General features: G+C 68.9%; 23 protein-coding genes. 13 read left to right on the forward strand and 10 right to left on the reverse strand.

Annotated features, from left to right (window positions below):
* Positions 1 to 121: 121 nt before the first annotated feature.
* The 4 genes from ehuB (at position 122) to ehuA (ending at position 3,233) form a co-directional block, all read left to right on the forward strand.
* Positions 122 to 1,015, forward strand: a complete 894-nt coding sequence (gene ehuB, locus IM25_RS13985; protein WP_006554718.1) for an ectoine/hydroxyectoine ABC transporter substrate-binding protein EhuB — start codon at positions 122 to 124, stop codon at positions 1,013 to 1,015.
* 16 nt (positions 1,016 to 1,031) lie between these two features.
* Positions 1,032 to 1,766 carry an ectoine/hydroxyectoine ABC transporter permease subunit EhuC gene (gene ehuC, locus IM25_RS13990; RefSeq protein WP_006554719.1) on the forward strand — a complete coding sequence of 245 codons (735 nt, stop codon included), beginning with the start codon at positions 1,032 to 1,034 and terminating at the stop codon, positions 1,764 to 1,766.
* Positions 1,763 to 2,407, forward strand: coding sequence for an ectoine/hydroxyectoine ABC transporter permease subunit EhuD (gene ehuD / locus IM25_RS13995; protein WP_006554720.1), 645 nt, complete (start codon positions 1,763 to 1,765; stop codon positions 2,405 to 2,407). The genes ehuC and ehuD overlap by 4 nt, the downstream gene beginning before the upstream one ends.
* A 61-nt stretch (positions 2,408 to 2,468) precedes the next feature.
* On the forward strand, positions 2,469 to 3,233 hold the full coding sequence (gene ehuA, locus IM25_RS14000) for an ectoine/hydroxyectoine ABC transporter ATP-binding protein EhuA (protein WP_198162578.1): 765 nt from the start codon (positions 2,469 to 2,471) through the stop codon (positions 3,231 to 3,233).
* 9 nt (positions 3,234 to 3,242) lie between these two features.
* Here the strand turns inward: ehuA and IM25_RS14005 are convergent, their stop codons facing one another.
* Positions 3,243 to 4,790 (reverse strand): adenylate/guanylate cyclase domain-containing protein, encoded by a 1,548-nt coding sequence (locus IM25_RS14005; protein ID WP_033096416.1) that lies wholly within the window; start codon positions 4,788 to 4,790, stop codon positions 3,243 to 3,245.
* A 42-nt stretch (positions 4,791 to 4,832) separates the two neighbouring features.
* Between IM25_RS14005 and nucS the strand changes: the two genes are divergently transcribed.
* Both nucS and IM25_RS14015 read left to right on the forward strand, forming a co-directional pair.
* Entirely contained in the window at positions 4,833 to 5,507 is a 675-nt protein-coding gene (gene nucS / locus IM25_RS14010) for an endonuclease NucS (RefSeq protein WP_006554723.1), read from the forward strand.
* A gap of 2 nt (positions 5,508 to 5,509) precedes the next feature.
* On the forward strand, positions 5,510 to 5,833 hold the full coding sequence (locus tag IM25_RS14015; RefSeq protein WP_033096417.1) for a hypothetical protein: 324 nt from the start codon (positions 5,510 to 5,512) through the stop codon (positions 5,831 to 5,833).
* 239 nt (positions 5,834 to 6,072) lie between these two features.
* Here IM25_RS14015 and IM25_RS14020 read toward each other — a convergent pair whose 3' ends face one another.
* From IM25_RS14020 to mce, 3 genes are all read right to left on the reverse strand, one after another.
* On the reverse strand, positions 6,073 to 6,744 hold the full coding sequence (locus tag IM25_RS14020; protein ID WP_442971903.1) for a MerR family transcriptional regulator: 672 nt from the start codon (positions 6,742 to 6,744) through the stop codon (positions 6,073 to 6,075).
* 56 nt (positions 6,745 to 6,800) lie between these two features.
* Positions 6,801 to 8,045 carry a hypothetical protein gene (locus IM25_RS14025; RefSeq protein WP_033096418.1) on the reverse strand — a complete coding sequence of 415 codons (1,245 nt, stop codon included), beginning with the start codon at positions 8,043 to 8,045 and terminating at the stop codon, positions 6,801 to 6,803.
* A gap of 83 nt (positions 8,046 to 8,128) precedes the next feature.
* A complete protein-coding gene (gene mce / locus IM25_RS14030) occupies positions 8,129 to 8,614 on the reverse strand; it encodes a methylmalonyl-CoA epimerase (RefSeq protein WP_033096419.1) in 486 nt (161 codons plus the stop codon).
* Between the two features lie 104 nt (positions 8,615 to 8,718).
* Between mce and IM25_RS14035 the strand changes: the two genes are divergently transcribed.
* The 3 genes from IM25_RS14035 (at position 8,719) to IM25_RS14045 (ending at position 11,380) form a co-directional block, all read left to right on the forward strand.
* Positions 8,719 to 9,909, forward strand: a complete 1,191-nt coding sequence (locus IM25_RS14035; RefSeq protein WP_024100503.1) for an acetyl-CoA C-acetyltransferase — start codon at positions 8,719 to 8,721, stop codon at positions 9,907 to 9,909.
* Positions 9,910 to 10,014: 105 nt separating this feature from the next.
* Positions 10,015 to 10,374, forward strand: a complete 360-nt coding sequence (locus IM25_RS14040; protein WP_006554730.1) for a DUF3817 domain-containing protein — start codon at positions 10,015 to 10,017, stop codon at positions 10,372 to 10,374.
* Between the two features lie 115 nt (positions 10,375 to 10,489).
* Complete coding sequence (locus IM25_RS14045) at positions 10,490 to 11,380, forward strand: tetratricopeptide repeat protein (RefSeq protein ID WP_033096683.1); 891 nt, start codon at positions 10,490 to 10,492, stop codon at positions 11,378 to 11,380.
* Between the two features lie 58 nt (positions 11,381 to 11,438).
* On the opposite strand, the gene IM25_RS14050 is transcribed toward IM25_RS14045, so the two are convergent.
* From IM25_RS14050 to IM25_RS14060, 3 genes are read right to left on the reverse strand one after another with little or no spacing between them, the layout of a single operon-like run.
* Entirely contained in the window at positions 11,439 to 12,887 is a 1,449-nt protein-coding gene (locus tag IM25_RS14050) for a neutral zinc metallopeptidase (RefSeq protein WP_033096420.1), read from the reverse strand.
* Positions 12,888 to 12,915: 28 nt separating this feature from the next.
* Positions 12,916 to 15,126, reverse strand: coding sequence for a 1,4-alpha-glucan branching protein GlgB (gene glgB, locus IM25_RS14055; RefSeq protein WP_084295014.1), 2,211 nt, complete (start codon positions 15,124 to 15,126; stop codon positions 12,916 to 12,918).
* Positions 15,123 to 17,141, reverse strand: a complete 2,019-nt coding sequence (locus IM25_RS14060) for a maltotransferase domain-containing protein (RefSeq protein ID WP_065996130.1) — start codon at positions 17,139 to 17,141, stop codon at positions 15,123 to 15,125. Before IM25_RS14060 ends, glgB begins: the two co-directional genes overlap by 4 nt.
* A 486-nt stretch (positions 17,142 to 17,627) precedes the next feature.
* On the opposite strand from IM25_RS14060, the gene glgP reads away from it, so the two are divergent.
* Positions 17,628 to 20,204: an alpha-glucan family phosphorylase gene (gene glgP, locus IM25_RS14065; RefSeq protein WP_024100507.1), complete on the forward strand. Its 2,577-nt coding sequence runs from the start codon at positions 17,628 to 17,630 to the stop codon at positions 20,202 to 20,204.
* Between the two features lie 22 nt (positions 20,205 to 20,226).
* Here the strand turns inward: glgP and IM25_RS14070 are convergent, their stop codons facing one another.
* The 3 genes from IM25_RS14070 to IM25_RS14080 are packed head-to-tail and all read right to left on the reverse strand — an operon-like array spanning position 20,227 to position 24,234.
* On the reverse strand, positions 20,227 to 22,254 hold the full coding sequence (locus IM25_RS14070) for an ATP-dependent DNA helicase (RefSeq protein ID WP_198162492.1): 2,028 nt from the start codon (positions 22,252 to 22,254) through the stop codon (positions 20,227 to 20,229).
* 25 nt (positions 22,255 to 22,279) lie between these two features.
* Positions 22,280 to 22,897: a nicotinamidase gene (locus tag IM25_RS14075; protein ID WP_033096423.1), complete on the reverse strand. Its 618-nt coding sequence runs from the start codon at positions 22,895 to 22,897 to the stop codon at positions 22,280 to 22,282.
* A 5-nt stretch (positions 22,898 to 22,902) separates the two neighbouring features.
* Positions 22,903 to 24,234 (reverse strand): nicotinate phosphoribosyltransferase, encoded by a 1,332-nt coding sequence (locus IM25_RS14080; RefSeq protein ID WP_065996132.1) that lies wholly within the window; start codon positions 24,232 to 24,234, stop codon positions 22,903 to 22,905.
* A gap of 69 nt (positions 24,235 to 24,303) precedes the next feature.
* Between IM25_RS14080 and clpS the strand changes: the two genes are divergently transcribed.
* The 3 genes from clpS to IM25_RS14095 are packed head-to-tail and all read left to right on the forward strand — an operon-like array spanning position 24,304 to position 26,354.
* Positions 24,304 to 24,660 (forward strand): ATP-dependent Clp protease adapter ClpS, encoded by a 357-nt coding sequence (gene clpS, locus IM25_RS14085; RefSeq protein WP_024100510.1) that lies wholly within the window; start codon positions 24,304 to 24,306, stop codon positions 24,658 to 24,660.
* Between the two features lie 24 nt (positions 24,661 to 24,684).
* Complete coding sequence (gene aosR, locus IM25_RS14090) at positions 24,685 to 25,263, forward strand: oxidative stress transcriptional regulator AosR (protein WP_033096425.1); 579 nt, start codon at positions 24,685 to 24,687, stop codon at positions 25,261 to 25,263.
* On the forward strand, positions 25,224 to 26,354 hold the full coding sequence (locus tag IM25_RS14095; protein WP_052039958.1) for a P1 family peptidase: 1,131 nt from the start codon (positions 25,224 to 25,226) through the stop codon (positions 26,352 to 26,354). The genes aosR and IM25_RS14095 overlap by 40 nt, the downstream gene beginning before the upstream one ends.
* Positions 26,355 to 26,368: the final 14 nt, after the last annotated feature.

Raw genomic sequence — 26,368 nt, forward strand, 5'->3', positions numbered from 1 at the left:
TCCAGGCTATGCCTACTTATGTCGGTAACGTCCGCTCATGCACGATCGCACGGTTCGTGTGGGTTCGGCGTGTGAGCGCCTGTCGGGGGCGTTCTCGTCGACGACGAGGAGGGGCGAGACGATGACGAATCGATCGACTACGGGTACCGCCGGCAAGTTCACGGCGGTGATCGCGGGACTGGGACTCATCGGCGCGGCCATCACAGGATGTACGAGCGTCGACACCGACACCGAGGGCTCGACCCTCGAACGGCTCCAGCAGGAAGGCACCGTCACCGTCGGGTTCGCCGGCGAGGCACCCTACAGCTTCATGCAGGACGGCGAACTCACCGGCGCCACCGTCGCTCTGCACCGCGAGATCTTCAAGAACCTCGGCATCGACAACGTCGAAGGTGTGGCCACCGACTTCGGTGCGCTCATTCCCGGCCTGCAGGCCGGACGATTCGACGTGGTCAGCGCCGGCATGTCGATCCTCCCGCAGCGTTGCGAACAGGCACTGTTCAGCGAGCCGGAGTTCAACTACACCACCGCACTCATGGTCCCGCAGGGCAACCCGGAACAACTCGCCGACATGCAGTCGATCGCCGAGAGCGGCGTCCGGATGGCCGTCATGACCGGCGCGATCGAAGCCGACTACGCGTCCGCCCTCGGCATCGACGCGATGCAGGTGGCGTCTCCCCAGGACGGGATGGATGCCGTCGTCAACGGACGCGCCGACGTCTTCGCCCTGACGGGTATCTCCTTGAACTGGATGAAGCAGAACAACGAGGGTGCGCCCGTCGACGTCACCGAGTCGTTCGTCGCGGAGATCGACGGGGTACCTCAGGTGGGCGCCGGCGGGACGGTCTTCCGCAAGGAGGACACCGAACTGCGCGACGCCTACAACGAGGAACTGGCGAAGATCACGTCCGACCCGCAGAAGTACCTTTCGATCGTCGGCGACTTCGGGTTCACGGAGGCCGAGATGCCCGATCCGGGGCTGACGACCGAGATGCTCTGCGAGGGCGTTTCCTGATCTCGGCTGCGTCGTAATGGATTTCGGTTCGAAGATCGAACTGCTGTGGAACTCCTTCCCCCAACTGTTCGACGGTCTGCTCGTCACCGTCGAATTGACCCTGGGGAGTGCGGTCTTCGCGTTCCTGCTCGCAGTGGCCCTCGGGCTGGCGGCAGGCGCGAAGAACCTCGTCCTGCGTGGCAGCGCGAGAGTGTTCATCGAGTTCTTCCGCGGCACTTCGCTTCTCGTGCAGCTGTTCTGGTTCTTCTATGTTCTGCCGTTATTCGGGTTCCGGCTCGAATCGATCGTGTGCGGGATCCTCGCGCTGTCGCTCAACTACGGCGCCTACGGAGCGGAGGTGGTGCGCGGTGCGATCGCCTCGGTGCCGAAGCCGCAAATCGAGGCGGCGACAGCGCTGAATTTCGGCTACTGGCAACGCATGCGACGGGTGGTCTTCCCGCAGGCCTGGGCCGAGATGATCCCGCCGTTGACCAATCTGCTCATCCAGCTGCTCAAGGGAACAGCACTGGCGAGTTACATCCTCCTGCAGGATCTCACGTTCCAGATCGAGCAGCTCCGTAGAGGCAGTGGCGACACCATCTTCGCGTTCGGTGTGGGGTTGGTGCTGTACTTCGTGCTCGGCTATCTGCTGACGCTGCTGATGAATGCGCTCGAGGTGCGTGCGAAGAGCCGACTCGGGACCGGTCCGACGCTCCGTGAGATCTTCGGGCTCGCCCCGGTCTTCGATCAGCCGGTGGGGGCACGCTCATGACCGTCGACTGGAGTTGGCAACGCGCGGCCGACGCGCTTCCGGTACTGCTCGAAGGATTCCGGATCACCCTGCTGGCCACGGTCCTCGGATTCGTGGTCGCCGCGGTGCTGGGGCTGGTCGTGGCCGTCGCCCGCCGCTCGTTGCCGAAGGTGCTCGCGACGGCGCTGTCCGCCGTCGTCCAGTTCATCCGGCTCACACCACTCGTGGTGCAGCTCCTGTTCGTGTACTACCTGCTCCCGCAGTTCAGTGCGCTGCAGATCGGCATCGCGGTACTGGGGATCCACTACTCGACCTACATGGCCGAGGTGTACCGGGCGGGCATCGACGCCGTGCCGAAGGGACAATGGGAGGCGTGCCGCGCCCTGTCGTTGTCGCCGATGCGTACGTGGCGTGCGGTGATCCTGCCGCAGGCCGTGCGCCGTGTCGTGCCCGCGCTGGGCAACTACGCGGTGTCGCTGTTCAAGGACACCCCGTTCCTGTTCACGATCTCCGTCGTGGAGATGGTGACCGCAGCCCAGCAGTTCGGTGCGCGCAACTTTCAGTACCTCGAGCCGCTCACGCTGGCCGGCCTGATCTTCCTCATCGCCAGCTACCCGACGTCGTTGCTCGTCCGCCGATTGGAGCGTCGCCTTGCCTATTGAGATGCACAAGGAAGCCGGTGCCGACGGCGACTCGCTTCCCGCCGCCAGCTCCGATGGATCCATGATCCGTTTCGACTCCGTGGTCAAGAGATTCGGCGACCACGTAGTACTCGACCACTTGGACTTCACCGTCGCCCAGGGGGAACGGGTCACGTTGATCGGTCCGAGCGGTTCGGGCAAGACGACCATCCTGCGCCTGCTCATGACCCTCGAGAAGATCGACGACGGTGTGGTGTGGGTCAAGGGCGAACCACTCAGCCACGAACGCAAGGGGACGCGTCTCGTCCCGGCCTCCGAGCGCTACCTGAGGACGATGCGCCGCAGCATCGGCATGGTCTTCCAGCAGTTCAACCTCTTCCCCAACATGAACGTGATGGAGAACCTCACCGAGGCTCCGGTCCACGTCCTCGGTCGCAGTAAGGCCGAGGCACGCGACCGTGCGCGGGAGCTGCTCGCGATGGTCGGTCTGTCCGACAAGGAGACCGCCCACCCCACGCAACTGTCGGGTGGTCAGCAGCAGCGGGTCGCGATCGCCCGTGCCCTCGCGATGGATCCGGAGATCCTGCTGCTCGACGAGGTGACCTCGGCCCTCGACCCCGAACTCGTCGCCGATGTGCTGGACGTGCTGCGGACGATCGCCGAGACGACCGACATCACGATGCTGATCGTGACGCACGAGATGCACTTCGCCCGCGACGTCTCCGATCGAGTGCTGATGTTCGATCGGGGTCGCATCGTGGAGGAGGGGCCGCCCGAGCGCATCTTCACCAGCCCCCGGGAGGAACGCACCCGCAAGTTCCTCGACGCGGTGCTGGCGGGAGAGTGAGGCCTGCCGTCAGTCCGCGCGCGGAATCGCCAGGCGCGTCGGCTCGGAACGACCGCGCAGGGTGATCTCCTCACCCAGTTCCCACCGTGCGCGTTCGTCCTCGGGGGCGAGCTGCACGGTGCGGGCCGACGCCGCGACGTAACCCGGAACGGTCTTCGCGAGATCCGACAGCCTCGCTGCTTCGTTGACCGGATCGCCGATCACGGTGTACTCGAAGCGTTCCTGCGCGCCGATGTTCCCGGCGACCGCACGACCTGCCGTGACCCCGATACCCGCGCGACACTCCGGGACTTCCTCGGCGAGACGTCGCGCCATCCTCCTCGCGGCGCCGAGCGCGGAACCGGCGGCGTTGTCGAGGGCGACCGGCGCCCCGAAGATCGCGAGCGCCGCGTCGCCCTCGAACTTGTTGACGAATCCTTCGGCCGCGTGCACCTCTTCGACGACGACCGCGAAGAAGCGGTTGAGCAGCGCTACCACCTCTGTCGGTGGGCGACTTGCGGCCAACGCGGTGGACCCGACGATGTCGACGAACAACACCGCGACGTCCCGCTCCTCACCGCCGAGGACACCGGGATTGGCCAGCGCCGCAGCCGCGACCTCCCGTCCGACATGGCGGCCGAACACGTCGCGCAGTTTCTCGCGTTCGCGCAGGCCTTCGGCCATCCGGTTGAACCCCGTCTGCAGCTGCCCCAATTCGGTTCCGTCGTAGACGACGACCGCGGTATCGAAATCGCCCGACGCGATGCGCTGCATCCCGGCGCGCACCGATTCGATCGGCGCGATCGTCGACCGGATCGTGAGGAACATCAGCAGCGAGCCGGTGAGCAGACCGAGTCCGCCGATGGCGAGGATCGTGATCGCCAGGCGCGTCGATGTGACGGGGCGGATGAAGCTGAACACCGCGATGAACAGCAGACCGACAACGGGCACCGCGCTGCCCAGGGCCCACGCGAGCATCACGCGTCCGGTGGTGCCGGCCAGGCGCGGGCGACGAGGCGTCCCGACCTCGAGCGCGCGCGCCGCGATGGGGCGCAGCGCGAAATCGGTGAACATGTACGCGAATCCGCACACCGTGACACCGGCCAGGGTGATGGTCAGCGCGACCTTCGGGATCGTCTGCGGGTCGATGACCCCGAACCCGACGGTGAACAGGATCAACCCGATGAACCACAGTGCTCCCTGCTGGAGGGTGGTACGCCAGGGCATCCGCAACGCGATCCGCTGTTCCTGCAGGGTGGGCGGCCGGTTCTCCAGCGCCCACCGCAGCCTGCGGAGGGTCGCCCGGGTACCGAGCACCGATCCGACCACGACGGCCGAGACCACGTAGACAGGAGCGAGGATCGCGGTGATGACGAGGAAGTCGGAGGTCAGTACGGACGGGCCCGGGATCACGACGTTGATGAGAGCGGCCACGATCAGGGCACCGACGAGATGCGTACCGATCAGGGAGAACGTCAACAGGGTCTGGATCCTGATGCGTTGCCGTCGGATCGGTTCGGCAGGCTCTCCCAGGATGGCCGATCCGAGCGGGGCCGTGCGGTGACTGCGTGCGGGCATGGTCGTTCGAGACTAGTCGAGTCGATCCTCTAGGGTGGCTGTGTGCGTCTTGTGATTGCCCGTTGCCGTGTGGACTACATCGGACGCCTGACGGCTCATCTGCCGACGGCCCGACGTCTCCTCCTCGTCAAATCCGACGGTTCGGTGAGTGTCCACGCCGACGACCGTGCCTACAAGCCTCTGAACTGGATGAGCCCGCCCTGCTGGCTCGAGGAGGAGTCCGTCGAGGACGCCGAGGCCCTGTGGGTCGTCACCAACAAGGCGGGCGAGCAGCTGCGCATCACTCTCGAAGAGATCGACCACGATTCGAGCCACGAGCTCGGTGTCGACCCCGGTCTGATCAAGGACGGTGTCGAGGCGCACCTGCAGGAACTTCTCGCCGAGCACGTCGAGACCCTCGGGACGGGCTTCACCCTGATCCGGCGCGAATACCCCACGGCGATCGGCCCTGTGGACCTGTTGTGCCGTGATGCCGACGGAGCGACCGTCGCCGTGGAGGTGAAGCGCCGCGGCGAGATCGACGGCGTGGAGCAGCTCACCCGGTATCTCGAACTGCTCAACCGGGATCCGCTGCTCGCACCCGTCAGTGGCGTGTTCGCGGCCCAGCAGATCAAGCCGCAGGCGCGGACGCTGGCCACGGACCGCGGCATCCGCTGCCTCGTGCTCGACTACGAGGCGCTGCGGGGTACCGAGAGCACCGAGTTCAGATTGTTCTGATCGTGCCGCGCCGCAACAGATCCCGCACCGGCCGCAAGCGCGGCGGGGCGGCCGACGAATCCCCGACCTACTTCGGGGCGACGGTGCGCACCGAGAACGGTCCCGCGGGGGCCGACGGGGAACGCTTCACCGTGCGCACCGTGCCGGGTTCGCGTGCCACCAAGCCGTACCGGTGTCCGGGATGCGATCACGAGATCGCGCCGGGAACACCCCATGTCGTCGCGTGGCCGACCGATGCGCTCGGCGGTGCGGAGGACCGGCGGCACTGGCACAGCGGATGCTGGGCGGGACGCGGGACCCGCCGGCCCACGCGACGCTGGTCCTAGCCACCACGCACCGGTCGCTGCACGCCGGTCCGAGGGCACCCGTTAGCGGACGGTGCCCGGCGCAGATGCTCGCTGTGCGGTGTCGCGGTCGGCGATCGCCCGACGCACCTCGTGGACGGCCGTGCGGATGATGTCGCGGTAGGGATCGTCGGGGAGTGCGGACAGGTGGTCCTGCGCGCGGTCGAGGTGTTCCGTGGCTGCCCGGAACGACCCGAGACGACGGAAGTCGTCGGCCAGGTTCAGGTGCAGGCTCGGATAGAAGCCCGCGACGCGGAGAGATTCGTGGTGTTCCCGGGCGCGCTCGTCGGTGAGGGCATCGGCAGCGTCGAGGGCGCGGATATTCCAGACCAGGGACTCGGCGGGATCGTCGTGCAGGTCGGATCGGTGGGCGCGAGCGTCCGGGTGGCTAGCGGGTACCGGTCGGTGGCGGTCAGCCTCACGCAGCCGGATCCGGTTTCCATGTGCACGCCGTTCAGTACCGGGATGTCGGGGTCGTGACCGGTGGAGGCGGAGACCTGATCGACGGCGCCGGCAAGGACGGGTCCCGGCACCGTGCAGATCACGCGGCGCGATTCGGCACGCAGGGACGCCGCGAGGGTCTCGGCGGCCCGTCGGAGCCGCTCGGCCTCCATGGTTATCCCGGTGACGTGGTCGTCGAGCAGTCGCGCGGCCTCGTCCGCGTCGGCGGCGAAGAACTCACCGATGGCGGGCAGCGGCATCCCGATCTCCCGTAACTGCCGCAGCCGGCACGCACGCGGGACCTGGGAGCGGCTGTAGAACCGGTATCCCGTCGACGGATCGACCTGCTCGGGACGCAGCAGGCCGGCATCGTCGTAGAACCGCAATGCGCTCGCGGTCAGTCCGACGAGCTCGGCGAACACGCCGATCGACATCATCTCCGGGTCGGTCACCGGCCCATCATGGAGCTTCGACCGACTCGAAGGTCAAGCCCGACGGCCGGCGACCGTCAGTTGCGGACCTTGCTGGCCACGGCGGGCGAGCGACCCTGCACACCGGAACCGACCGAGGGGGAGCGATTCGGTGCCGAGGGGTTCGGCGTGCGTGGAGTGGACTGGGATCCCTGTGCGCCGCTGTTCGGCTGCGCGGCCGAGTTCGGGTCGGAGGCCGAGCCGGAGGCATCGCTCTTCGGGATCCGCGCCGTCCGGTCGGCCTGCGGCATGGGCGTGGTCTTGTCGGTCTGCGGCAGCGGCGCGGTCTTGTCCGCCTTCGCGTCGGCCTCGGGGGATGCCGGCTCCTTCGGACTCTCGTCGTCCGAACTCTGCTTGTCGCCCCCCTGCTTGTTGTCGCGCGCCGTACCGAGGACGGTCGTGCGGGGCTCGTCGAGGGAGATCTCCCGGTCGAGCAGTTCGCCCTCGCGGTTGATGCCCGCGAGCAGCGTGGGGACGTCGTCGAGCTGCTCGCGAACGGCGTCGAGCTGGCCGAGGATGCGTCCGCGCAGCACGCGGAGCTCCTCGGTGAGGTCGCGCGCGTTGGCAACCTTCCGCTCGGACTGTTCGGTGGCGCGGGCGAGCCGTCGTTCGGCTTCCTGCGTGGCTTCCTCGATGCGGCGCTCGGCTTCGGCCTTACTCGTCCGTTCGAGTTCGTCGAGGGCTCCGAGCAGCTTCGTGCGACGCTCGGACATCGTGATCTCGAAGTCCTGCTGCACCTGCTCGCGCTTGGCCTCGGCCTCGGCGTCGAGTCGCTCGGCCTCCGCGCGGGCAGCAGCCACGATCCGCTCGGCCTCGGCGCGGGCCGCAGTCATCGTCCGCTCGTGCTCGGCCGCGAAGGCGACGCGGGTGTCCTCGAGTTCGGCGAGCTTCTTCTCGTAGTCGCCCCGGAGGCGGATGCCCTCCTGCTCCGCCAGCGAGATCATCTCGGCGGCGTCGGCCTCGGCGCGGGCCCGCAGCTCGGAGGCCTCGTCGGAGGCGAGACGCAGCATCCGGGAGATGCGGTCGCTCATGCCCTCGGCGGTGGTGGGCGGCACCGACAGACGGTCGACGTCCTTGCGGAGTTCGTCGATCTCGTTGCGGGCGTTCTCGAGCTGACGGGCCAGATCGCGGGCCTGCGCGGCGGCGGCGTCGCGGTCGGTGGCAGTCACGCGCAGCTCGGCCTCGAACCGGGCGAAGTAGTTGGTCACCTCGTCGCGGTCGAATCCCTTCCGCACGATGGAGAACGGCAGGTGGCTGGGTGCGCGATCACGATCGAAGACCATGGAGACAATCTACCCGGTCCCTGCGGGTACGACCCGGATGCGCTCCCGCCCCATCCGTCTTCGGGAGCGCACCGGAACGGCCGTCAGTGAGCGGGATGTGCAGCCGGCTCGACGAGCTCGACGAGGACGCCGCCCGCGTCCTTCGGATGCAAAAAGTTGATGCGCGAATCGGCGGTGCCGCGACGGGGTGCGTCGTACAGCAAGCGGACGCCGCGCTCACGAAGCGCAGTGGAGACGGCATCGATGTCGGAGACGCGGTAGGCAAGCTGCTGCAGACCCGGGCCATTGCGGTCGATGAACTTCGCGATCGTGGATTTCTCGTTCAGCGGGGCGAGCAGCTGGATCATGGTGGACCCTTCGAAGGTCCCCGGAACGGCCAGCATCGCCTCGCGCACGCCCTGCTCCTCGTTGACTTCCTCGTGGGTGGACACGAGACCGAGGTTCTCGGCGTACCAGGTGAGAGCGGCATCGAGGTCGGGCACTGCGATGCCGACGTGATCGATGGCGGTGACGAGTCCGGAAGCGAGAACGGACGCCGCCGGAGCGGATGTGGGAGAGGTCTCGGTCATGCTCTAGACGGTAGCGGTACCGTTGAGTGCACTCCTATCGGGATTCAGGTGAATATCCGAGTGGAGTTTTCCGATCACATGCCGATCTTTCGGAGGAATGTCCCGTGAGCAGTTCTGTCATCGTCGCCGGAGCCCGTACGCCCATGGGGCGTCTTCAGGGCTCGCTCAAGGATTTCTCCGGATCGGATCTCGGTGGCGTGGCGATCTCCGGTGCGCTCGAGCGCGCCGGTGTGGCTCCTGAACAGGTCGAATACGTCATCATGGGCCAGGTGCTCACCGCCGGCGCCGGCCAGATCCCGGCCCGTCAGGCGGCCGTCGCCGCCGGCATCCCGATGGACGTCCCGGCGCTGACCATCAACAAGGTGTGTCTGTCGGGCATCAACGCGATCGCGATGGCCGACCAGCTGATCCGCGCGGGCGAGTTCGACGTCGTCGTCGCCGGCGGCCAGGAGTCGATGAGCCAGGCCCCGCACATGCTCGAGAAGTCCCGCGCCGGCTTCAAGTACGGCGACGTGACCCTGCGCGACCACATGGCCTACGACGGTCTGCACGACATCTTCACCGACCAGGCGATGGGCAACCTCACCGAGTCGGCCAACTCCGGCGACCGCTTCGTCTCCCGCGAGGAGCAGGACGCCTTCGCCGCCGCCTCGCATCAGAGGGCCGCCCGCGCCTGGAAGGACGGCCTGTTCGAGGACGAGGTCGTGCCGGTGTCGATCAAGCAGCGCAAGGGCGACCCGATCGTCTTCGCCGCTGACGAGGGCATCCGCCCGGAGACCACCACCGAGTCGCTCGGCTCGCTGCGTCCGGCCTTCTCGAAGGACGGCACCGTCACCGCCGGTTCGGCCTCGCAGATCTCCGACGGTGCCGCCGCGGTCGTCGTGATGAGCAAGGCCAAGGCCACCGAGCTCGGGCTGAGCTGGATCGCCGAGATCGGCCGCCACGGCGTCGTCGCCGGACCGGACTCGACCCTGCAGTCGCAGCCGGCACGGGCGATCGCCAAGGCCTGCGAGCGTGAGGGCGTCGACCCGAAGGACCTCGACCTGATCGAGATCAACGAGGCGTTCGCCGCCGTCGGCATCGTCTCAGCCCGTGAGCTGGGCATCGATCCCGCGAAGGTGAACGTCAACGGCGGTGCGATCGCGCTCGGCCACCCGCTCGGCATGTCGGGCGCGCGCATCGTGCTGCACCTGGCGCTCGAGCTGAAGCGCCGCGGCGGCGGTGTCGGCGCTGCCGCCCTGTGCGGTGGTGGCGGCCAGGGCGACGCGCTCATCGTGCGGGTGCCCGAGAACTGACCCCTTTCTCTGAAGCATGATCACGGCCCCGGCGCAAGCATGCCGGGGCCGTGATGTCTCTCACTGAACTACGGCTTGTCGTAGGCCTTTCGGCACAATGGCCGCATGACCAACATCCTCGACGTGTCCACGCCCGCGAAACGATTCCGGCTGATCGCGATCTGGGAAGCGGTGACCTGGCTCGCCCTCCTGATCGCCATGTTCTTCAAGTGGGTGCTCGGCTACGAAGAGGCCATCGCGATCCCGGGCATGGTGCACGGCGTGGCCGGCTTCATCCCGTTCGTGCTCATCGCGCTCCTCACGGCGTGGTCGTTGAAGTGGGATCTCAAGACGACCTTCCTCGCCCTCGTCTCGAGCGTGCCCCCGTTCGGCACGATCGTCTTCGAGCGCTGGGCCGTGCGCACCGGTCGCCTCGGAGAGCTGTCCGCTCCCGCCACCCGCGAGGACGCCACCGCGACCGTCTGACCTCACGGCGACGTCCCCCGGTCCGCGCAGCACGATTCGGACCACTCGTGACAAAATGGTGGACGTGACTCGACCCGGTTCCCGTCCAGCACGTTCTGCCGCCGTCGCCGCGGCGATGTCCGGCGCGGTGGATCTCTCACCGCTCAAGGAGAGAGCCTCCGCGCCGCCGCCTCCGCCTCCGTCCGGTGGCGACGGCGCCGCACCCGGTGCCACCGCCCCGATCGTGGACGTCACCGAAGCGACGTTCGAGACCGAGGTGCTGCAGCGGTCGATGCAGGTGCCCGTGATCGTCGACCTGTGGGCGACCTGGTGCGAACCGTGCAAGCAGCTCTCACCCGTTCTCGAGAAGCTCGCGAACGAGGCAAACGGTGCGTGGGTCCTTGCGAAGGTCGACGTCGACGCGAACCCGCGGATCGCCCAGGCCTTCGGCGTCCAGTCGGTGCCCACGGTCGTCGCTATCGCGGCCGGCCAGCCGCTCGCCGACTTCCAGGGCGTGCAGCCCGAGCCCGCGCTGCGTCAGTGGCTCGACGCCATCCGGAACGCCGTCGCAGGCAAGCTGTCGGGCCCGCCCGGCGCCGAGCCGGAGGAACAGCCCGCCGACCCGCGTTTCGAGGCTGCCGAGCAGGCACTCGAGAACGGCGACTTCGAGGGCGCCGAGGCGGCCTACCAGCTCGTCCTGAACTCCGAGCCGAACAACACCGAGGCGCAGGCCGCGCTGCGCCAGGTGCGTTTCCTGGCCCGCGCGAACAAGATTCCCGAGGATGCGATCGAGCGCGCCGATGCCGCTCCGAACGACCTCGAAGCCCAGTTCACCGCGGCCGACGCCGAACTGTTCGCGCAGCAGCCGGAGGCGGCCTTCGGTCGTCTCATCGAGTTCGTGCGTCGCAGCGCCGGGGACGAACGCACCGCGGCACGCACCCGGCTCCTCGAACTGTTCGAACTGTTCGATGCCGCGGATCCGGTCGTGGTGTCGTCGCGCCGCAAGCTCGCGATGGCCCTCTACTGATCCGTACCGATCCGCCGGACCGGCCGCTCACCACTCGTGGTGGGCGGCCGGTGTCGTCTCAGCGGTAACGGCCGGTGCAGGCCGCCTCGCCGCCGAGGACGCCGGTGCGGAAGGCATCCACCCGCGCGAACCCGCTCGGCACCGTGTTGCCGTTGACGTCGCTCGCGGCCAGACCGTCGGTGAGCAGGCCCGAGACCGCCTCGTCGAGGTCGCCGGGGGACAGCCACACCAGCACCTGGCTCGGGTCGACGTTCGAGGCGAGGGTGCTGTCCGGGCTCAGCGCGGCACTGATGACCCCCGACAGGCACGCCGCCCGCAGCGCCGTGCGCGGCTCGGTGAGCGACTGGCCGGCCTCCTTCTGCACCGCGAGAGCGTAGCGGGAGGCGACGAGCACGTAGGCGTTGTAGTCGCCGCGGACACCGGGATCGAAGCCGCTTCCCGGCGGGGCGGCCGTACCGCGCTCGCTCAGTTCCTCCATGTCGACGCCCACGGTGTTCGTCGCGGGGCAGTACGACACCGGTGAGGTGGCCCGGGCGTCCGAGCACCCGAGGTCGGCGCCCGACAGATCGAGTTGCGGCAGGGCGTCCAGGTCGAAGACCTGGTGGAACGACTCGAAGATCGCCTCGACCGACTCGTCGGTGACCGGCAGTTCGCCGTCGTCTGCGGAGTTGTAGTACTGCGGCAGGTCGGCGCGGCGCGACTCGATCTCGGCGGCGTCGATGCGTGCACATGAGCCGGCCCCGTCGGTGAATCCGATCTGCACGGCCGTCACGCGTTCGAAGGCCGAGCCGTGGATCGAGTCGGGGTCGTTCGGATCGGCGTCGCGGAAGAGCACCATCGACGCGAGCACGTTGTTCAGCCCGTCGGAGGTGTCGAGCTGGAAGTGCGTCGACCGGCCCTCCGCGACGTGCCGCATGAACGCACCGGCGAAACAGTCGGCCTGCTGCTCGAACACGATGCCGGGGTCGTCCTCGGCGACCAGCCCCGCCGTGTGCTGGACGGCGTGCCCGTATTCATGAGCGAGGACCGTCACCGCGGCCATCGGTCCGAAGCTGTCGATGAGCTGCGGCATCAGGTAGGTGCGGTCCCATCCGATCTCGTCACCACCGCTGCAGTAGGCCGCGTTGATGAAGTCGTAGGTGGGTTTGCCGCAGAAACGCGGGCCCCGTCGCTCGGACGGATCCCACGACACGATCGTCTCGACCGGGCGGAAGGTGCCCCGGGCGACCGACGCGAACTCCTGACGCCAGTACTCCTCGATGTCGGCGATCGCGTTGCCGGCCAGGACGTCGACGGGACCGCCGTCGGTGTTCTCGATCTCGATGTCCGCATCGGGCACCCCGCTGCGCGGACCCGACGCCCCGGAGGTGACGGGCAGCCCCGCCACGGTGAAGGGGTTGTCGTAGATCGACACCGCCGTTCCTTCGATCCGCTGGGCGCAACCCGCCAGCAGGACGACGGTCAGTGCGGGCACCACCAGTCGCGCGAACCGATGCGTCCGTCGCATGTCGTTGTGCTCCTGTCGTCGGGCAGCGTCACCTCCGCAACGACAACCAGATGGCACCGTGCGCAGGCAAGGTCACCCGAGCCGAGGCGGGACGCCCGTGCCACGAATGTTCGTCGGCCTCCACGGCCCCGAAGTTGCCCGCTCCGTTGCCCTGGTAGGCGGTCGCGTCCGTGTTGAGCACTTCCTCCCACGTGCCCGGTTCGGGCAATCCGACACGATAGTCGCCGTAGGTCGTGCCCGAAAAGTTGTGCAGGCACGCGACCACCGAGCCGTCGCTGCCGTAGCGTAGGAACGACAGGACGTTGTTGTGCGCATCGTTGGCGTCGATCCACGAGTATCCGCCGGGCGTGGTGTCGAGCGTGTAGAGCGCCGGGTGCGAGCGGTAGATGCCGTTGAGATCGCACACCAGGCGGTGGATACCGGCGTGGAGCGGTTCGTCGAGCTGCCACCAGTCGAGGCCGCGTTCCTCGGACCACTCGGCGACCTGCCCGAACTCCTGGCCCATGAACAGCAACTGCTTGCCGGGATGCGCCCACATGTAGGCGAGCATCGACCGCAGGCCGGCTGCACGCGTGGCGTCGTCGCCCGGCAGTCGCGTCCACAGCGTGCCCTTGCCGTGGACGACCTCGTCGTGGCTGATGGGGAGTACGAAGTTCTCGCTCCACGCGTACACGAGCGAGAACGTGATCTCGTGGTGGTGGTAGGTGCGGTGCACGGGATCGCGGCCGAGATAGCCGAGGGTGTCGTGCATCCAGCCCATGTTCCACTTCATGCTGAAGCCGAGCCCACCGACGTTCGTCGAGCGGGTCACGCCCGGCCAGGAGGTCGACTCCTCCGCGACCGTCACGATCCCCGGATAGTGCTTGTGGACGGTGGCGTTGAGTTCCTGCAGGAACTCAACGGCCTCGAGGTTCTCGCGCCCGCCGTAGATATTCGGCGTCCAGCCGCCCTCGGGGCGCGAGTAGTCGAGGTACAACATCGAGGCCACGGCGTCGACGCGCAGACCGTCGATGTGGAACTCCTCGATCCAGTACAGGGCGTTGGCAACGAGGAAGTTCCGCACCTCGGGCCGGCCGTAGTCGAAGACGTAGGTGCCCCAGTCCAGCTGTTCGCCGCGGCGCGGATCGGGATGTTCGTACTGGGGGCTGCCGTCGAAGCGCGCGAGCGCCCACTCGTCCTTCGGGAAGTGGGCGGGCACCCAGTCCATGATCACGCCGATCCCGGCGGCGTGGAGACGGTCGACGAACGCGCGGAACTGGTCGGGAGTGCCGAACCGGGAGGTGGGAGCGTAGTAGGAGGTGACCTGGTAACCCCACGACCCGCCGAAGGGATGCTCGGCGACCGGCAGCAGCTCGACGTGCGTGAAACCGGTCTCGAGGATGTACTCGGCGAGCTGATCGGCGAGTTCGACGTAGTTCAGGCCCGGGCGCCACGAACCGAGGTGCACCTCGTAGACCGCCATCGGTTCCTGCCAGGGCTGCGCTTTCTCGCGGGTCGCGACCCAGTCGTCGTCGTTCCAGGTGTAGCGACTCTCCGTGACCCTCGACGCGGTCGCGGGGGGCACCTCGGTGGCGAACGCCATCGGGTCGGCCTTGTCGCGGACGGATCCGTCGCGGCCGTGCACCCGGTACTTGTACAGCGCGCCCGGTTCGACACCGGGAACGAAGACCTCCCAGACACCGCTCGAGCCGAGCACCCGCATCGGGGCGGTGCGTCCACCCCAGCCGTCGAAGTCGCCGACGACGGTGACCCCGCGTGCGCCCGGTGCCCACACGGCGAAGGACGTGCCCGTCACCGGGCCGTCCGGGGTCTCATAGGTCCGCGGATGGGCGCCGAGCCCCTCCCACAGCCGTTCGTGCCGGCCCTCGCTCAGCAGGTGACGGTCGAGCTCGCCCAGCGTCGGCATGAAACGGTAACCGTCCGCGACGACCTCGACGTGATCGAACGGGTAGGTCACCACGAGCCGGTAGTCGGCGAGATCGAAGACCGGGATCAGGGCGCTGAAGACGTCCTCGCCCACGGGTTCGAGCGGATGGTCGCGACCACCGATCCGGGCGGCGACCTTCTCGGCCCCGGGGCGCAGTGCCCGGATGACCGTCCCCTCCGGATGCGAATGAGCCCCGAGCACCGCGTGCGGATCGTGGTGCTCACCGGCGGCGAGCAGGTCGAGGTCCTCCGGTCGCGGGCTGTGGCGCCGGCGCGGAACATCGGCGCCCGGCGTCTGGGGCGGCACGGTCACGACTGCCTCCTGTAGGCGAGCGTTGTGCGGGTGGGGATGCCGATCGGGGGCAGGACCAGGATGTGCGCCCCCGCCCGCCACGGCTCGAGGCGCACGTAGTTGGCCTGTCCCCACGAGTACTGTTCCCCACTCACCTCGTCGTAAACAGGGAAGTGGTCGTGCCAGTCGTGCCCGATCGCCGGCATGTCGAGCCAGACCGTGCCCTGTTCGGCCCCATAGGGGTTGAGGTTGATCACCGTGAGGACGCAGTCCCCGGTGGACGGATCGAACTTCGAGTAGGCGATGAGCGCGTCGTTGTCGACGTGGTGGAAGGCGATGTTGCGCAGTTGCTGCAACGCCGGATGCGCGCGCCGGATGCGGTTGAGGGTGGTCAGCCACGGTTCGAGCGACTCGCCGCGCCGGCGTGCCTCGTCGTATCGGCGCGGCCGCAACTGGTACTTCTCCGAGTCGAGGTACTCCTCGCTGCCCGGCCGCACCGCGAGGTGCTCGAACAGTTCGTACCCCGAGTACACGCCCCACGAGGGAGCCAGGGTGGCGGCGAGCGCCGCGCGCAGCGCGAACATGCCCGGTCCGCCGTGCTGCAGGGTCTCGTGCAGGATGTCGGGGGTGTTGACGAACAGGTTCGGCCTGGCCTCGTCGGCCTTCGCGGCGATCTCGGTACCGAACTCGGTGAGCTCCCATTTCGCGACCCGCCACGTGAAATACGTGTAGGACTGCGTGAATCCGCGTCGCGCGAGCCCATACATGCGGGCGGGCCGGGTGAACGCCTCCGACAGGAACAGCACGTCGGGATCGGTGCGCTTGATCTCGGCGATGAGCTGCTCCCAGAAGTTCGGGGGCTTGGTGTGCGGATTGTCGACGCGGAAGATGTCGACGCCCAACCGGATCCAGTGCCGGACCACGCGCAGGACCTCGGCGTAGATGCCCTCGGGGTCGTCGTCGAAGTTGATCGGATAGATGTCCTGGTACTTCTTGGGCGGGTTCTCCGCATACGCGATCGTGCCGTCGGGCAGCACGGTGAACCATTCCGGATGCTCACGCGCCCACGGGTGGTCGGGGGCGCACTGCAGGGCGAGATCGAGGGCGACCTCGAGCTCGAGTTCCTTCGCGCGGGCGACGAAATCGCGGAAGTCCTGCTCGGTGCCGAGTTCGGGGTGGATGGCGTCGTGGCCGCCCTCGTCGGAACCGATCGCCCAGGGCGACCCGACGTCGTCCGGGCCGGCGACGAGGGTGTTGTTCGGTCCCTTGCGGTTGACCTTGCCGATCGGATGGATCGGGGGGAGGTAGACGACGTCGAAGCCCATCGCCGCGATGCGCGGCAGATCTGCGGCGGCCGTGGCGAAGGTGCCGTGCCGCGGGGTTCCGTCCTCGTACCAGCCTCCGGTGGACCGGGGAAAGAACTCGTACCAGGAGCCGAACAGCGCGCGGCGACGATCGGCGAACGCCGTGAACGCCTTTCCACGCGTGATCAGCTCGCGAAGCGGATGGGCGCGGAGGATCTCGGTGACGTCGGGGGCGAAGGCCGGGGCGATGCGCTCGGCCAGCGGACGGTCGGAGCGCAGGGACGCAGCGACCGCGAGGAGAGCGGGACGGTTGCCGCGCGGTGCGCCTTTCGCGGCCTTCTCGAAGATCCGTGCGCCGACCTCGAGGTCGTTCGCGAGTTCGGCGGCGTCCTGCCCGGCGTCGGTCTTCGCGGTGACCGCGTGCCGCCAGGTCGCCACCGGGTCGCTCCACGCCTCGACCCGGTAGGTCCACGCACCGACGCTCGTGGGGGAGAAGGTGGCGTGGAAGGTGTCGGGTTCGGTGCCCGGAACCATCGGGATCCGCACCAGCCTGCCGGCGGATTCGGGATCGTCGGCCGGTCCTCGAACGGCGAGTGTCGCGGCGATCGCGTCGTGGCCCTCGCGCCACACCACGGCGGAGACCGGCACCACCTCCCCGACGACCGCCTTCGTCGGATAACGCCCTCCGTCGATGGAGGGTTGTACGTCGTCGATGGCGAGCCGACCTGTCACGCTAGCTCCGTTCCGTGCGGGTCCGGGTGGACGAGCAGGGCCGATGGGGGCAACGACCGTGTCTCGAACCACCGTAATGGAGGTCGCGCCGCGCGGCTGTGCATGCGGCGGGACCCGCGAAGGATCCCCTCTGCAGCGGCGAAATTATCTGTAACTCACCGTTCACTTCAATTGACCGGACGGCAACACCCCGCTCCCTACTGTTTGTTCTGCAAGAGGACAACAGCCTCCTCGGAGGCACGACGAAGGGAAGAACACATGGGTCTGGTTGCCGGGCTGATCGGAGTCGTCGGAGACCTGCTGCACCTGCTCCTCGGCGGACTCTGAGTCCACCGGTCGACGGGAGGTCGGCCGCAGGAGAGAAGGCCCCGCGGTGTGGCCCTCTCCGGGTGCCGGGCGATCCTGTCCGCGACCGGCATGGATCCGGGCACATGAGATCCGCCGCCCGGCCGTCACGAAGCTCGGTCGGTCGGTAGTGTGCACCCCGTGAAAGCACTGCGCCGGTTCACCGTACGAGCCCATCTTCCCGAGCGGCTGGCTGCGCTGGGAGCCCTGACGGCCAACCTCAGATGGTCGTGGCACCCGCAGACCCAGGACCTGTTCGAATCGGTCGACCCGGACCTGTGGCGCCGGTGCAGCAATGACCCTGTCCGACTGCTCGGCGAGGTGCCGCCGGCCCGACTCGATGCGCTCGCCGAGGACGGCGACTTCCTCGCCCGGCTCGACGCCGCTGCCGCCGACCTCGAGCACTACCTCACCCGCCCCCGCTGGTTCCAGGAACAGCAGGAGCGCGGCACGACACTGCCCGCCGGCATCGCCTACTTCTCCATGGAGTTCGGTGTCACCGAGGTGCTGCCGAACTACTCCGGCGGCCTCGGAATCCTTGCCGGCGACCACCTCAAGGCCGCCTCCGATCTCGGCCTGCCGCTCATCGGCGTCGGCCTGCTCTACCGGTCCGGCTACTTCCGGCAGTCGCTCAGCGCCGACGGATGGCAGATGGAGCACTACCCCTCCTACGACCCGCAGGGCCTGCCGCTGCGACTGCTCACCGAGGCCGACGGCACCGCCGCGCTCGTGCAGGTCGCCGTGCCTGGCGGGCGCACACTCGACGCGCGAATCTGGATCGCCCAGGTCGGGCGCGTCCCGCTGCTGCTGCTCGACTCCGACATCCCGTCCAACGACGAGGAGCTGTGCGGGGTCACCGACCGCCTCTACGGCGGCGACCAGGACCACCGCATCAAGCAGGAGATCCTCGCCGGCGTCGGCGGTGTCCGCGCGGTGCGCGCCTACACGCGCATCCACGGCCTGCCCGACCCCGATGTCTTCCACATGAACGAGGGACACGCGGGCTTCCTCGGCGCCGAACGCATCCGCGAACTCGTCACCGGCGCCGGACTCGACTTCGACGAAGCGCTCGCCGCCGTGCGGGCCGGCACGGTCTTCACCACCCACACCCCCGTGCCCGCGGGTATCGACCGCTTCCCGATCGATCTCGTGCGCCACTACTTCTCGGGCACCAACGGCGAGAACGAGTCGGCACTGTTGCCCGGCCTCACCGTCGACCGCATCCTCGCGCTCGGACGCGAGAGCAACCCGAACGTGTTCAACATGGCACATCTCGGTCTGCGCCTCGGCCAGCGCTGCAACGGTGTGTCGAAGCTGCACGGCGAGGTCAGCCGCGGCATGTTCGAAGGACTATGGCCCGGATTCGACGCCGCCGAAGTGCCCATCGGCTCCGTCACCAACGGTGTGCACGCCCCCACCTGGGCCGCGCGCGAATGGATCGCGCTCGCCAACCGCCTCGCCGGACCCGACCGCGTCGAGGAGGCCCGCGGCTGGGAACTGCTCCAGACCATCGACCGCAAGGAACTGTGGTCCACCCGGAACGCGCTGCGCGCCCAGCTCGTCGCCGAGGTGCGTCGCCGGCTGCGCGAGTCGTGGCTCGAACGCGGCGCCACCGAGGCCGAACTGGGCTGGATCGAGTCGGTCTTCGATCCGAACGTCCTCACCGTCGGGTTCGCGCGGCGCGTGCCCACCTACAAGCGCCTCACCCTGATGCTGCGCGACCCCGAACGGCTGCGCGCCCTGCTGCTCGACGACGAACGGCCCGTGCAGCTCGTCGTCGCCGGCAAGAGCCACCCCGCCGACGACGCCGGCAAGGCGCTCATCCAGCAGGTCGTGCGGTTCGCCGACGAGTACGACGTGCGGCACCGAATCGTCTTCCTGCCCAACTACGACATGTCGATGGCCCGCTATCTGTACTGGGGTTGCGATGTGTGGCTGAACAACCCGCTGCGCCCGCTCGAGGCGTGCGGTACGTCGGGCATGAAGTCGGCTCTCAACGGCGGTCTCAACCTGTCCATCCGCGACGGATGGTGGGACGAGATGTTCGACGGCGAGAACGGCTGGGCCATCCCCACCGCCGACGGGGTCGACGACACCCGCCGCGACGATCTCGAGGCCGCCGCGCTGTACGAGTTGCTCGAACGCTCGGTGCTGCCGCGCTTCTACGACCGCGACTCCGACGGTGTGCCGGCCCGCTGGATCGAGATGGTGCGCCACACGCTCGAGGATCTCGGCCCGAAGGTGCTCGCCTCGCGCATGGTGCGCGATTACGCCGTCGACTACTACATCCCCGCGGCCGCGGCAGCCTCGAAGGTGACCGCCGACGACTACGCGGGTGCGCGGGCGCTGGCCGACTACCGGCACCGCATCGAGGCGGCGTGGCCGGGAGTGCGTGTCGCGCAGGTCGATTCGACGCCGATTCCGGACGTGCCGCAGATCGGTCTGCCGCTGGGGCTGACCGCGCACGTCCAACTCGGCGACCTGACCCCGGAAGATGTCGAGGTGCAGGCCGTGGTCGGACGCGTGGGCTCCGACGACACGATCGGCGACCCCGTCACCGTGCCGATGCAGCACATCGGTACCGACCCGCTGGGAGAGGAGTTCACCGCGACCGTGCCGCTGCCGCTCGCCGGCGCCGTCGGCTACACGGTGCGGGTGCTGCCCAGGCACGGGCTGCTCGCCTCCCCCGCCGAACTCGGCATGGTCGCGCTCCCGTAGGAGATCAGGACCCGCCGGGTGCTCAGCCGCGCAAACGCGTGAGTGCCCGGCGGACCACCGCCGGATCGGCCGTCTCCCAGAACGGCGGCAGCGACGCACGCAGATAACCGCCGTACCGTGCGGTCGCCAGGCGCGAGTCGAGCACCGCCACCACGCCCCGGTCGTCGGTGCTGCGCAACAGTCGCCCGACACCCTGCGCCAACAGCAGAGCGGCGTGATTGGCGGCGACCGCCATGAACCCGTTGCCGCCGCGAGCCTCCACGGCGCGCTGCCGGGCGACCAGCAGCGGATCGTCGGGGCGGGGGAACGGAATCCGGTCGATGATCACCAGCGACAGCGACGGGCCCGGAACGTCGACGCCCTGCCACAGCGACAGGGTGCCGAACAGGCTCGTCGCGTCGTCGGCTGCGAACTTCTCGACCAGCGCGCCGGTCGCGTCGTCGCCCTGGCACAGGATCGGCGTGTCGAGACGCTCGCGCAGCGCCTCGGTGGCGGCCTTCGCGGCGCGCATCGAGGAGAACAACCCGAGCGTGCGCCCCTCGGCGGCGGTGACCAGTTCGGCGATCTCGTCGAGATGCGAGGGCGGCAGACCGTCGCGGCCGGGTGGCGTCAAATGCTTGGCGATGTAGAGGATGCCCGCCTTCGCGTGATCGAAGGGCGACCCCACGTCGATCCCATTCCACGCGAGATCGCCCTTGTCGGAAGGAGGTTCGGCACCCGAGGCGGAGGTGGTGTCGCTGCGGGCCGGCGACTGCGGCGGCAGACCCCAGTTGACCGCGAGGCCGTCGAACGACCCGCCGACCGTGAGGGTCGCGGACGTGAGGACGACGGTGGACTCACCGAACAACCGGCTGCGCAACAACCCACCGACCGACAGCGGCGCGACCCGCACGGTGCGGCGCACGTTGCCGCGGAACTCGTCGGCGGCAAGCCACACGACGTCGGGTCGCTGCGAAGGGTCTCGCTGCTCGAAGGTCGTCAGCACCCGGACCGCGCAGTCGTGCACCTCGTCGATCTCCGCGAGCGCCTGACTGCGGGCCGCGGCGACCTCGGGATCGGTGCCGGGCTTGGCCGGTCCGATCGCCGTGTGTACGGCCCAGGCGGCATCGCGGATCGAGGCCAGCGCGGCCGCCGCGCCCTCGGGCAGTTCGTCCCAGCGCCCAGCCGGCAGTTCTTCGAGGAACGACTCCCAGTTCTCGGCGGCACCGTCGAGCCGGTCGATCTCCTGGTCCTCGACGAGCTTGACGCAGCGCCGCGCAGCCGCCGACACCGTGCCCGGCGACAACTCGGCCGTGGCGACGTTCGTGATCCGATCGACGAGTTCATGGGCCTCGTCGACGACCACGACATCGTGCTCGGGCAGGATCGAGATGCCGGTGATCGCATCGATCGCGAGCAGCGCGTGGTTGGTGACGACCACGTCGACCTGCGCGGCCTCGGCGCGCGCGATCTCGGCGAAGCAGTCTTCTCCCACCGGGCACCGCGACTTGCCGAGGCACTCGCGGGCGGTGACGGACAGCTGACGCCACGCCTGATCGGAGACACCGGGGGACAGGTCGTCGCGGTCGCCGGTCTCGGTGGTGGACGACCACTCCGTCCCCCGCCGCACTTCGCGGCCGATGCGCGAGAGGGCGAACGCGTCGAACAGTTCGGCGTCGGGCGTCTCCTCGGCGAGACCGGTATGGATCTTGTTCAGACACAGGTAGTTTCCGCGACCCTTGAGGATCGCGAAACGCGGGCGACGGCCGAGCGAACCGGCGAGGGCGTCGGCGAGTCGCGGCAGGTCGCGCTCGACGAGCTGCCGCTGCAGCGCGATGGTCGCAGTGGAGACCACCACGGTGCGACCCGTCTTCACCGCGTAGCGGATGCTCGGCACGAGATAGGCCAGCGACTTGCCGGTACCCGTGCCGGCCTGCACGGCGAGGTGTTCGCCGGTATCGATGCTGTGCGCGACGGCCGAGGCCATCGTCAGCTGGTTGCGCCGCTCCTTACCGCCCAGCGCGTGCACCGCGGTTCGCAGCAATTCTGGGACTTCGGGGAGATCCGGCACCGGCACAGGCTATCGGTCCCCACCGTCACCTTCGGTCTGCGGCCCAGCTACCTGTGACCTCGGTGATATCGGTGACGCAGGGAAGGTCGGTGACCAGCTCGACACCGGCCTCGCGCATCCGCTCGAGGGCTGGGCGGATCGTCGTCTCCGACACCCCAGCGGTGTACGGCAGCAGCACCCGGGCGCCGAAACCCTCCGCGATCGCGTCGAGCGCGGTGGCCCGCACACAGTGGTCGGTGGCGATCCCGACGATGTCGACGTCCGTCACGCCGCGGTCGCGCAACCACGACGCCAACGTCGTGCCCTCGTCGTCGATTCCTTCGAAGCCCGAATAGGCGGCGTCGTCGGCACCCTTCGAGAAGACGGCCTCGAACCGGTCCGTAGTCAGTTCGGGGTGGAAGTCCGCGCCCGGCGTCCCTGCCCGGCAGTGCGGCGGCCACGAGTCGACGAAATCGGGTTCGGGAGAGAAATGGTCTCCGGGATCGACGTGGTGGTCGCGGGTTGCGGCGATGTACGCGTAGTCGTCACCGTGCGCCTGCAGGAACCGGGTGATGTCGGACGCCACCCGCGAGCCGCCCTCCACGGCGAGCGAACCGCCCTCGCAGAAGTCGTTCTGGACGTCGACCACCAGCAATGCGCGCATGGCACTCACCCCTCACGGACGAAGCGGGTGGGGAGGGCGGGATCCCCGGCCGAGAGCGTCAGGCCCTCCCACGGCAGACGCACCATGCCCTGCCGGAGGTACTCACGGCTCTCCTCCAGGGTAGGCAGATCGCCGACCGCCTCGCCGCCGCGGACCAGCGGGATCATCAGTTCGTGGACCTGTGAACCCTCGCCCGGCGGGACCTGCTCGGCGCGGGCCGGGTACACGACCTCCTCGACGAGCGTGCCCGTCCTCCGCGCGTACCGGACGGCCCGCTTCGCGCCCCCTCGGGACTCCTTCGACGCACTGCGCTTCTCGACCGCGAGGCCGTCGCCCTCCACGAGCTTGAAGACCATGCCCGCCGTCGGAGCCCCCGAGCCGGTCACCAGCGAGGTGCCGACGCCGTAGCCGTCGACCGGTTCGGCGCGCAGACCCGCGATCCCGTATTCGTCGAGATCACCGGACATCACGATCTTCGTGCGGGTCGCGCCGAGTCCGTCGAGTTGTTCGCGCACCTGGCGGGCGAGCACACCGAGATCGCCCGAATCGATCCGCACGCCACCGAGTTCGGGGCCGGCCACCGCGATCGCCGTGTTCACGCCCTCGGTGATGTCGTAGGTGTCCACCAGCAGGGTCGTGCCCACACCGAGACTCTCGACCTGGCTGCGGAAGGCGGACGCCTCGTCGCGACCAGCCGTCGTGGTGTGCAGCAGGGTGAACGCGTGCGCGGCGGTACCCGCTGCGGGGATGCCGTACCGCTGTGCGGCCTGCAGATTGGACGTCGAGTCGAAGCCCGCGAGATAGGCCGCGCGCGCCGCGGCGACCGCCGCTTCCTCGTGGGTACGCCGCGACCCCATCTCGATGAGCGCGCGGCCGTCGGCCACACTCACCATGCGCGCCGCCGCAGAGGCGATCGCACTGTCGTGGTTGAAGATCGACAGCGTCAGCGTCTCGAGTAGCACACACTCGGCGAAGGTGCCGCTCACCGACAGGATCGGTGAACCCGGGAAGTAGAAGTCGCCCTCGCGGTAGCCGTCGATGTCGCCGGAGAACCGGAAGTCGCGCAGCCACTCGACGGTGCGCGGAGCGAGAAAACCGGCGGCGAGTTCGAGTTCGGCCTCGTCGAACCGGAACGATCCGAGTGCCTCGATCAACCGCGCGGTGCCTGCGACGACGCCGTACCGCCGGCCGGGGGGAAGACGCCGGGCGAAGACCTCGAAGACGCACGGGCGGTCGCCCGTGCCGTCCGCCAGGGCAGCCTCGAGCATGGTCAACTCGTACTTGTCCGTGAACAGTGCGGTGCCGGGACGACCGGCACGGTGAATGGCTTCGGGCACCCGATCACTGTAGAGCCACGGCCTCCGAGGCGGGGTTTTCGCCGTGCTCCGAAGTCGTACCCTGGGAACATGGCGCCGTGTAGTACGACCACTCCGCTCGACGTCCGATTCATGGCCGGCCAGGCCGTTCCGGCCATGGCGGGACAGGCCGTTCCGGCCGAGGCCGAAATCGTCGAGGAGATCGAAGCGGTCGACAGGCCATGGGTGACCGTGGTCTGGGACGACCCCGTCAACCTCATGCACTACGTGACGTTCATCTTCCAGAAGCTGTTCGGGTACAGCAAGGCCAAGGCCACCGAGCTCATGCTCAAGGTCCACAACGAGGGCAAGGCCGTCGTGTCGAGTGGTTCGCGTGACAAGATGGAACACGACGTGCAGCGTCTGCACGCCGCCGGACTGTGGGCGACGATGCAACGCGACGAATGATCCCCACAGGAGGGCCCGACCGACGTGCGGCAGTGGACCAGGAAGAACTCGCTCAGCGGCCCCAAGCTCCGGTCGGAGATGGACGCCCACGAAGCGTCGGTGCTGCGGTCGCTCGTGTCCTCCGTGCTGGGCATGCTCGAGGAACGCGCCGGACAGACCCCGCAGGACGACCTCGCGGCGCTGACCGGCCTGCGCACCGGTAACGCCACCCCGCCCGAGATCCCGGCGCTGCGACGACTCCTTCCCGACTTCCACCGCCCCGACACCGATGCCGTCGCCGATGTCGGCGACGACGCCGCCGACCTCAACGGTGCGATGCGGAGCCTGCACGAACCGAGCATCATCGATGCGAAGCTCGCCGCCGGCGCGGTCATCCTGCGCACCGTGCCCGAAGGCGGCGGCAAGGTGGTGCTCAATCCCGAACAGGCCGAAGCCTGGCTGTACGGGCTCAACGACGTGCGGCTCGCGCTCGGCACCACCCTCGGCATCGACGCCGACACCCCCGACGTCCTCGACGACGACGATCCGCGTGCCCCGCATCTCGACGTCTACCACTGGCTGACATGGATGCAGGACTCCCTCGTCCAGGCGCTTCAGCCGTGACCGTGCCGGGGCCGACCGATTCGCTGCTCGACGTGGCGGGTCTGAGTGTCGGTCACTGGCAGCGCCTCGATCCCGAGGTCACCGTCGGCACCCCCGAGATTCCCGGTACGGGCGCCGCCACGGGATGCACCGTCGTGCTCGCCGACCCGTCCGCCGTCGCATCGGTGGACGTGCGCGGCGGGGGACCGGGCACCCGGGAGACCGACCTGCTCGATCCGAGTCATTCCGTGCAGCGTGTCGACGCGGTCCTCCTCACCGGTGGCAGCGCATACGGGCTGGCCGCCGCCGACGGCGTGATGCGCTATCTCGAGAAGAACGGCAAGGGCATCCCGATGGGCGCGCCCGGCGCGGTCGTCCCGATCGTCCCCGGCGCCGTCATCTTCGACCTGCCGGTGGGTCAGTGGTCCGCGCGCCCGACCGCCGATTCCGGATGCACCGCCGCGGCCACCGCCAGCTCCACGCACCTCGAGCGCGGCAGCGTCGGCGCCGGCATCGGTGCCCGCGCCGGGGCGCTCAAGGGCGGCATCGGCTCGGCGAGCGTGCGGATCACGGACGGTCCCGCGACCGGGGTGACCGTGGCGGCACTGATGGTCGCCAACCCCATCGGCTCGGTGTTCGACCCCGTGACCGGACTGCCCTGGGGCGTCGACGCCGCGCGAGCCGAAGAACTCGGACTGTCGTCGCCCTCTGCGGCGGATCTGGCCGCGGCCCGCGCGCTCGGCGACAAGGGCACCGTCCTGAACACCACGATCGGTGTGGTCGCCACCGACGCACCGCTGTCGAAGGCGGCGTGCCGTCGCGTCGCGGTCACCGGGCACGACGGTCTCGGCCGCGCGATCCGTCCCGCGCACTCACCGCTCGACGGCGACACGATCTTCGCCCTCTCGACCGGCACCGCCGACGTCTCCGACGCACTGGGCGACGCCTCGTCGATCCTGGCCTTCGCCGCCGAACTGCCGATCCTCGCCGCGGTGTGCGAGGCCGCCGCGGTGGTGGTCGAACGCGCGATCGTCGATGCGATCCTGTCCGCGACCTCCGTGGCCGACATCCCCGCCTATCGCGACGTGCTGCCCTCGGTCTTCGGCCACTGACCGGTACGTGACGG

The organism is Rhodococcus sp. p52 (assembly GCF_000763325.2).
In the GTDB taxonomy this organism is placed as follows: Bacteria; Actinomycetota; Actinomycetes; order Mycobacteriales; family Mycobacteriaceae; genus Rhodococcus; species Rhodococcus pyridinivorans.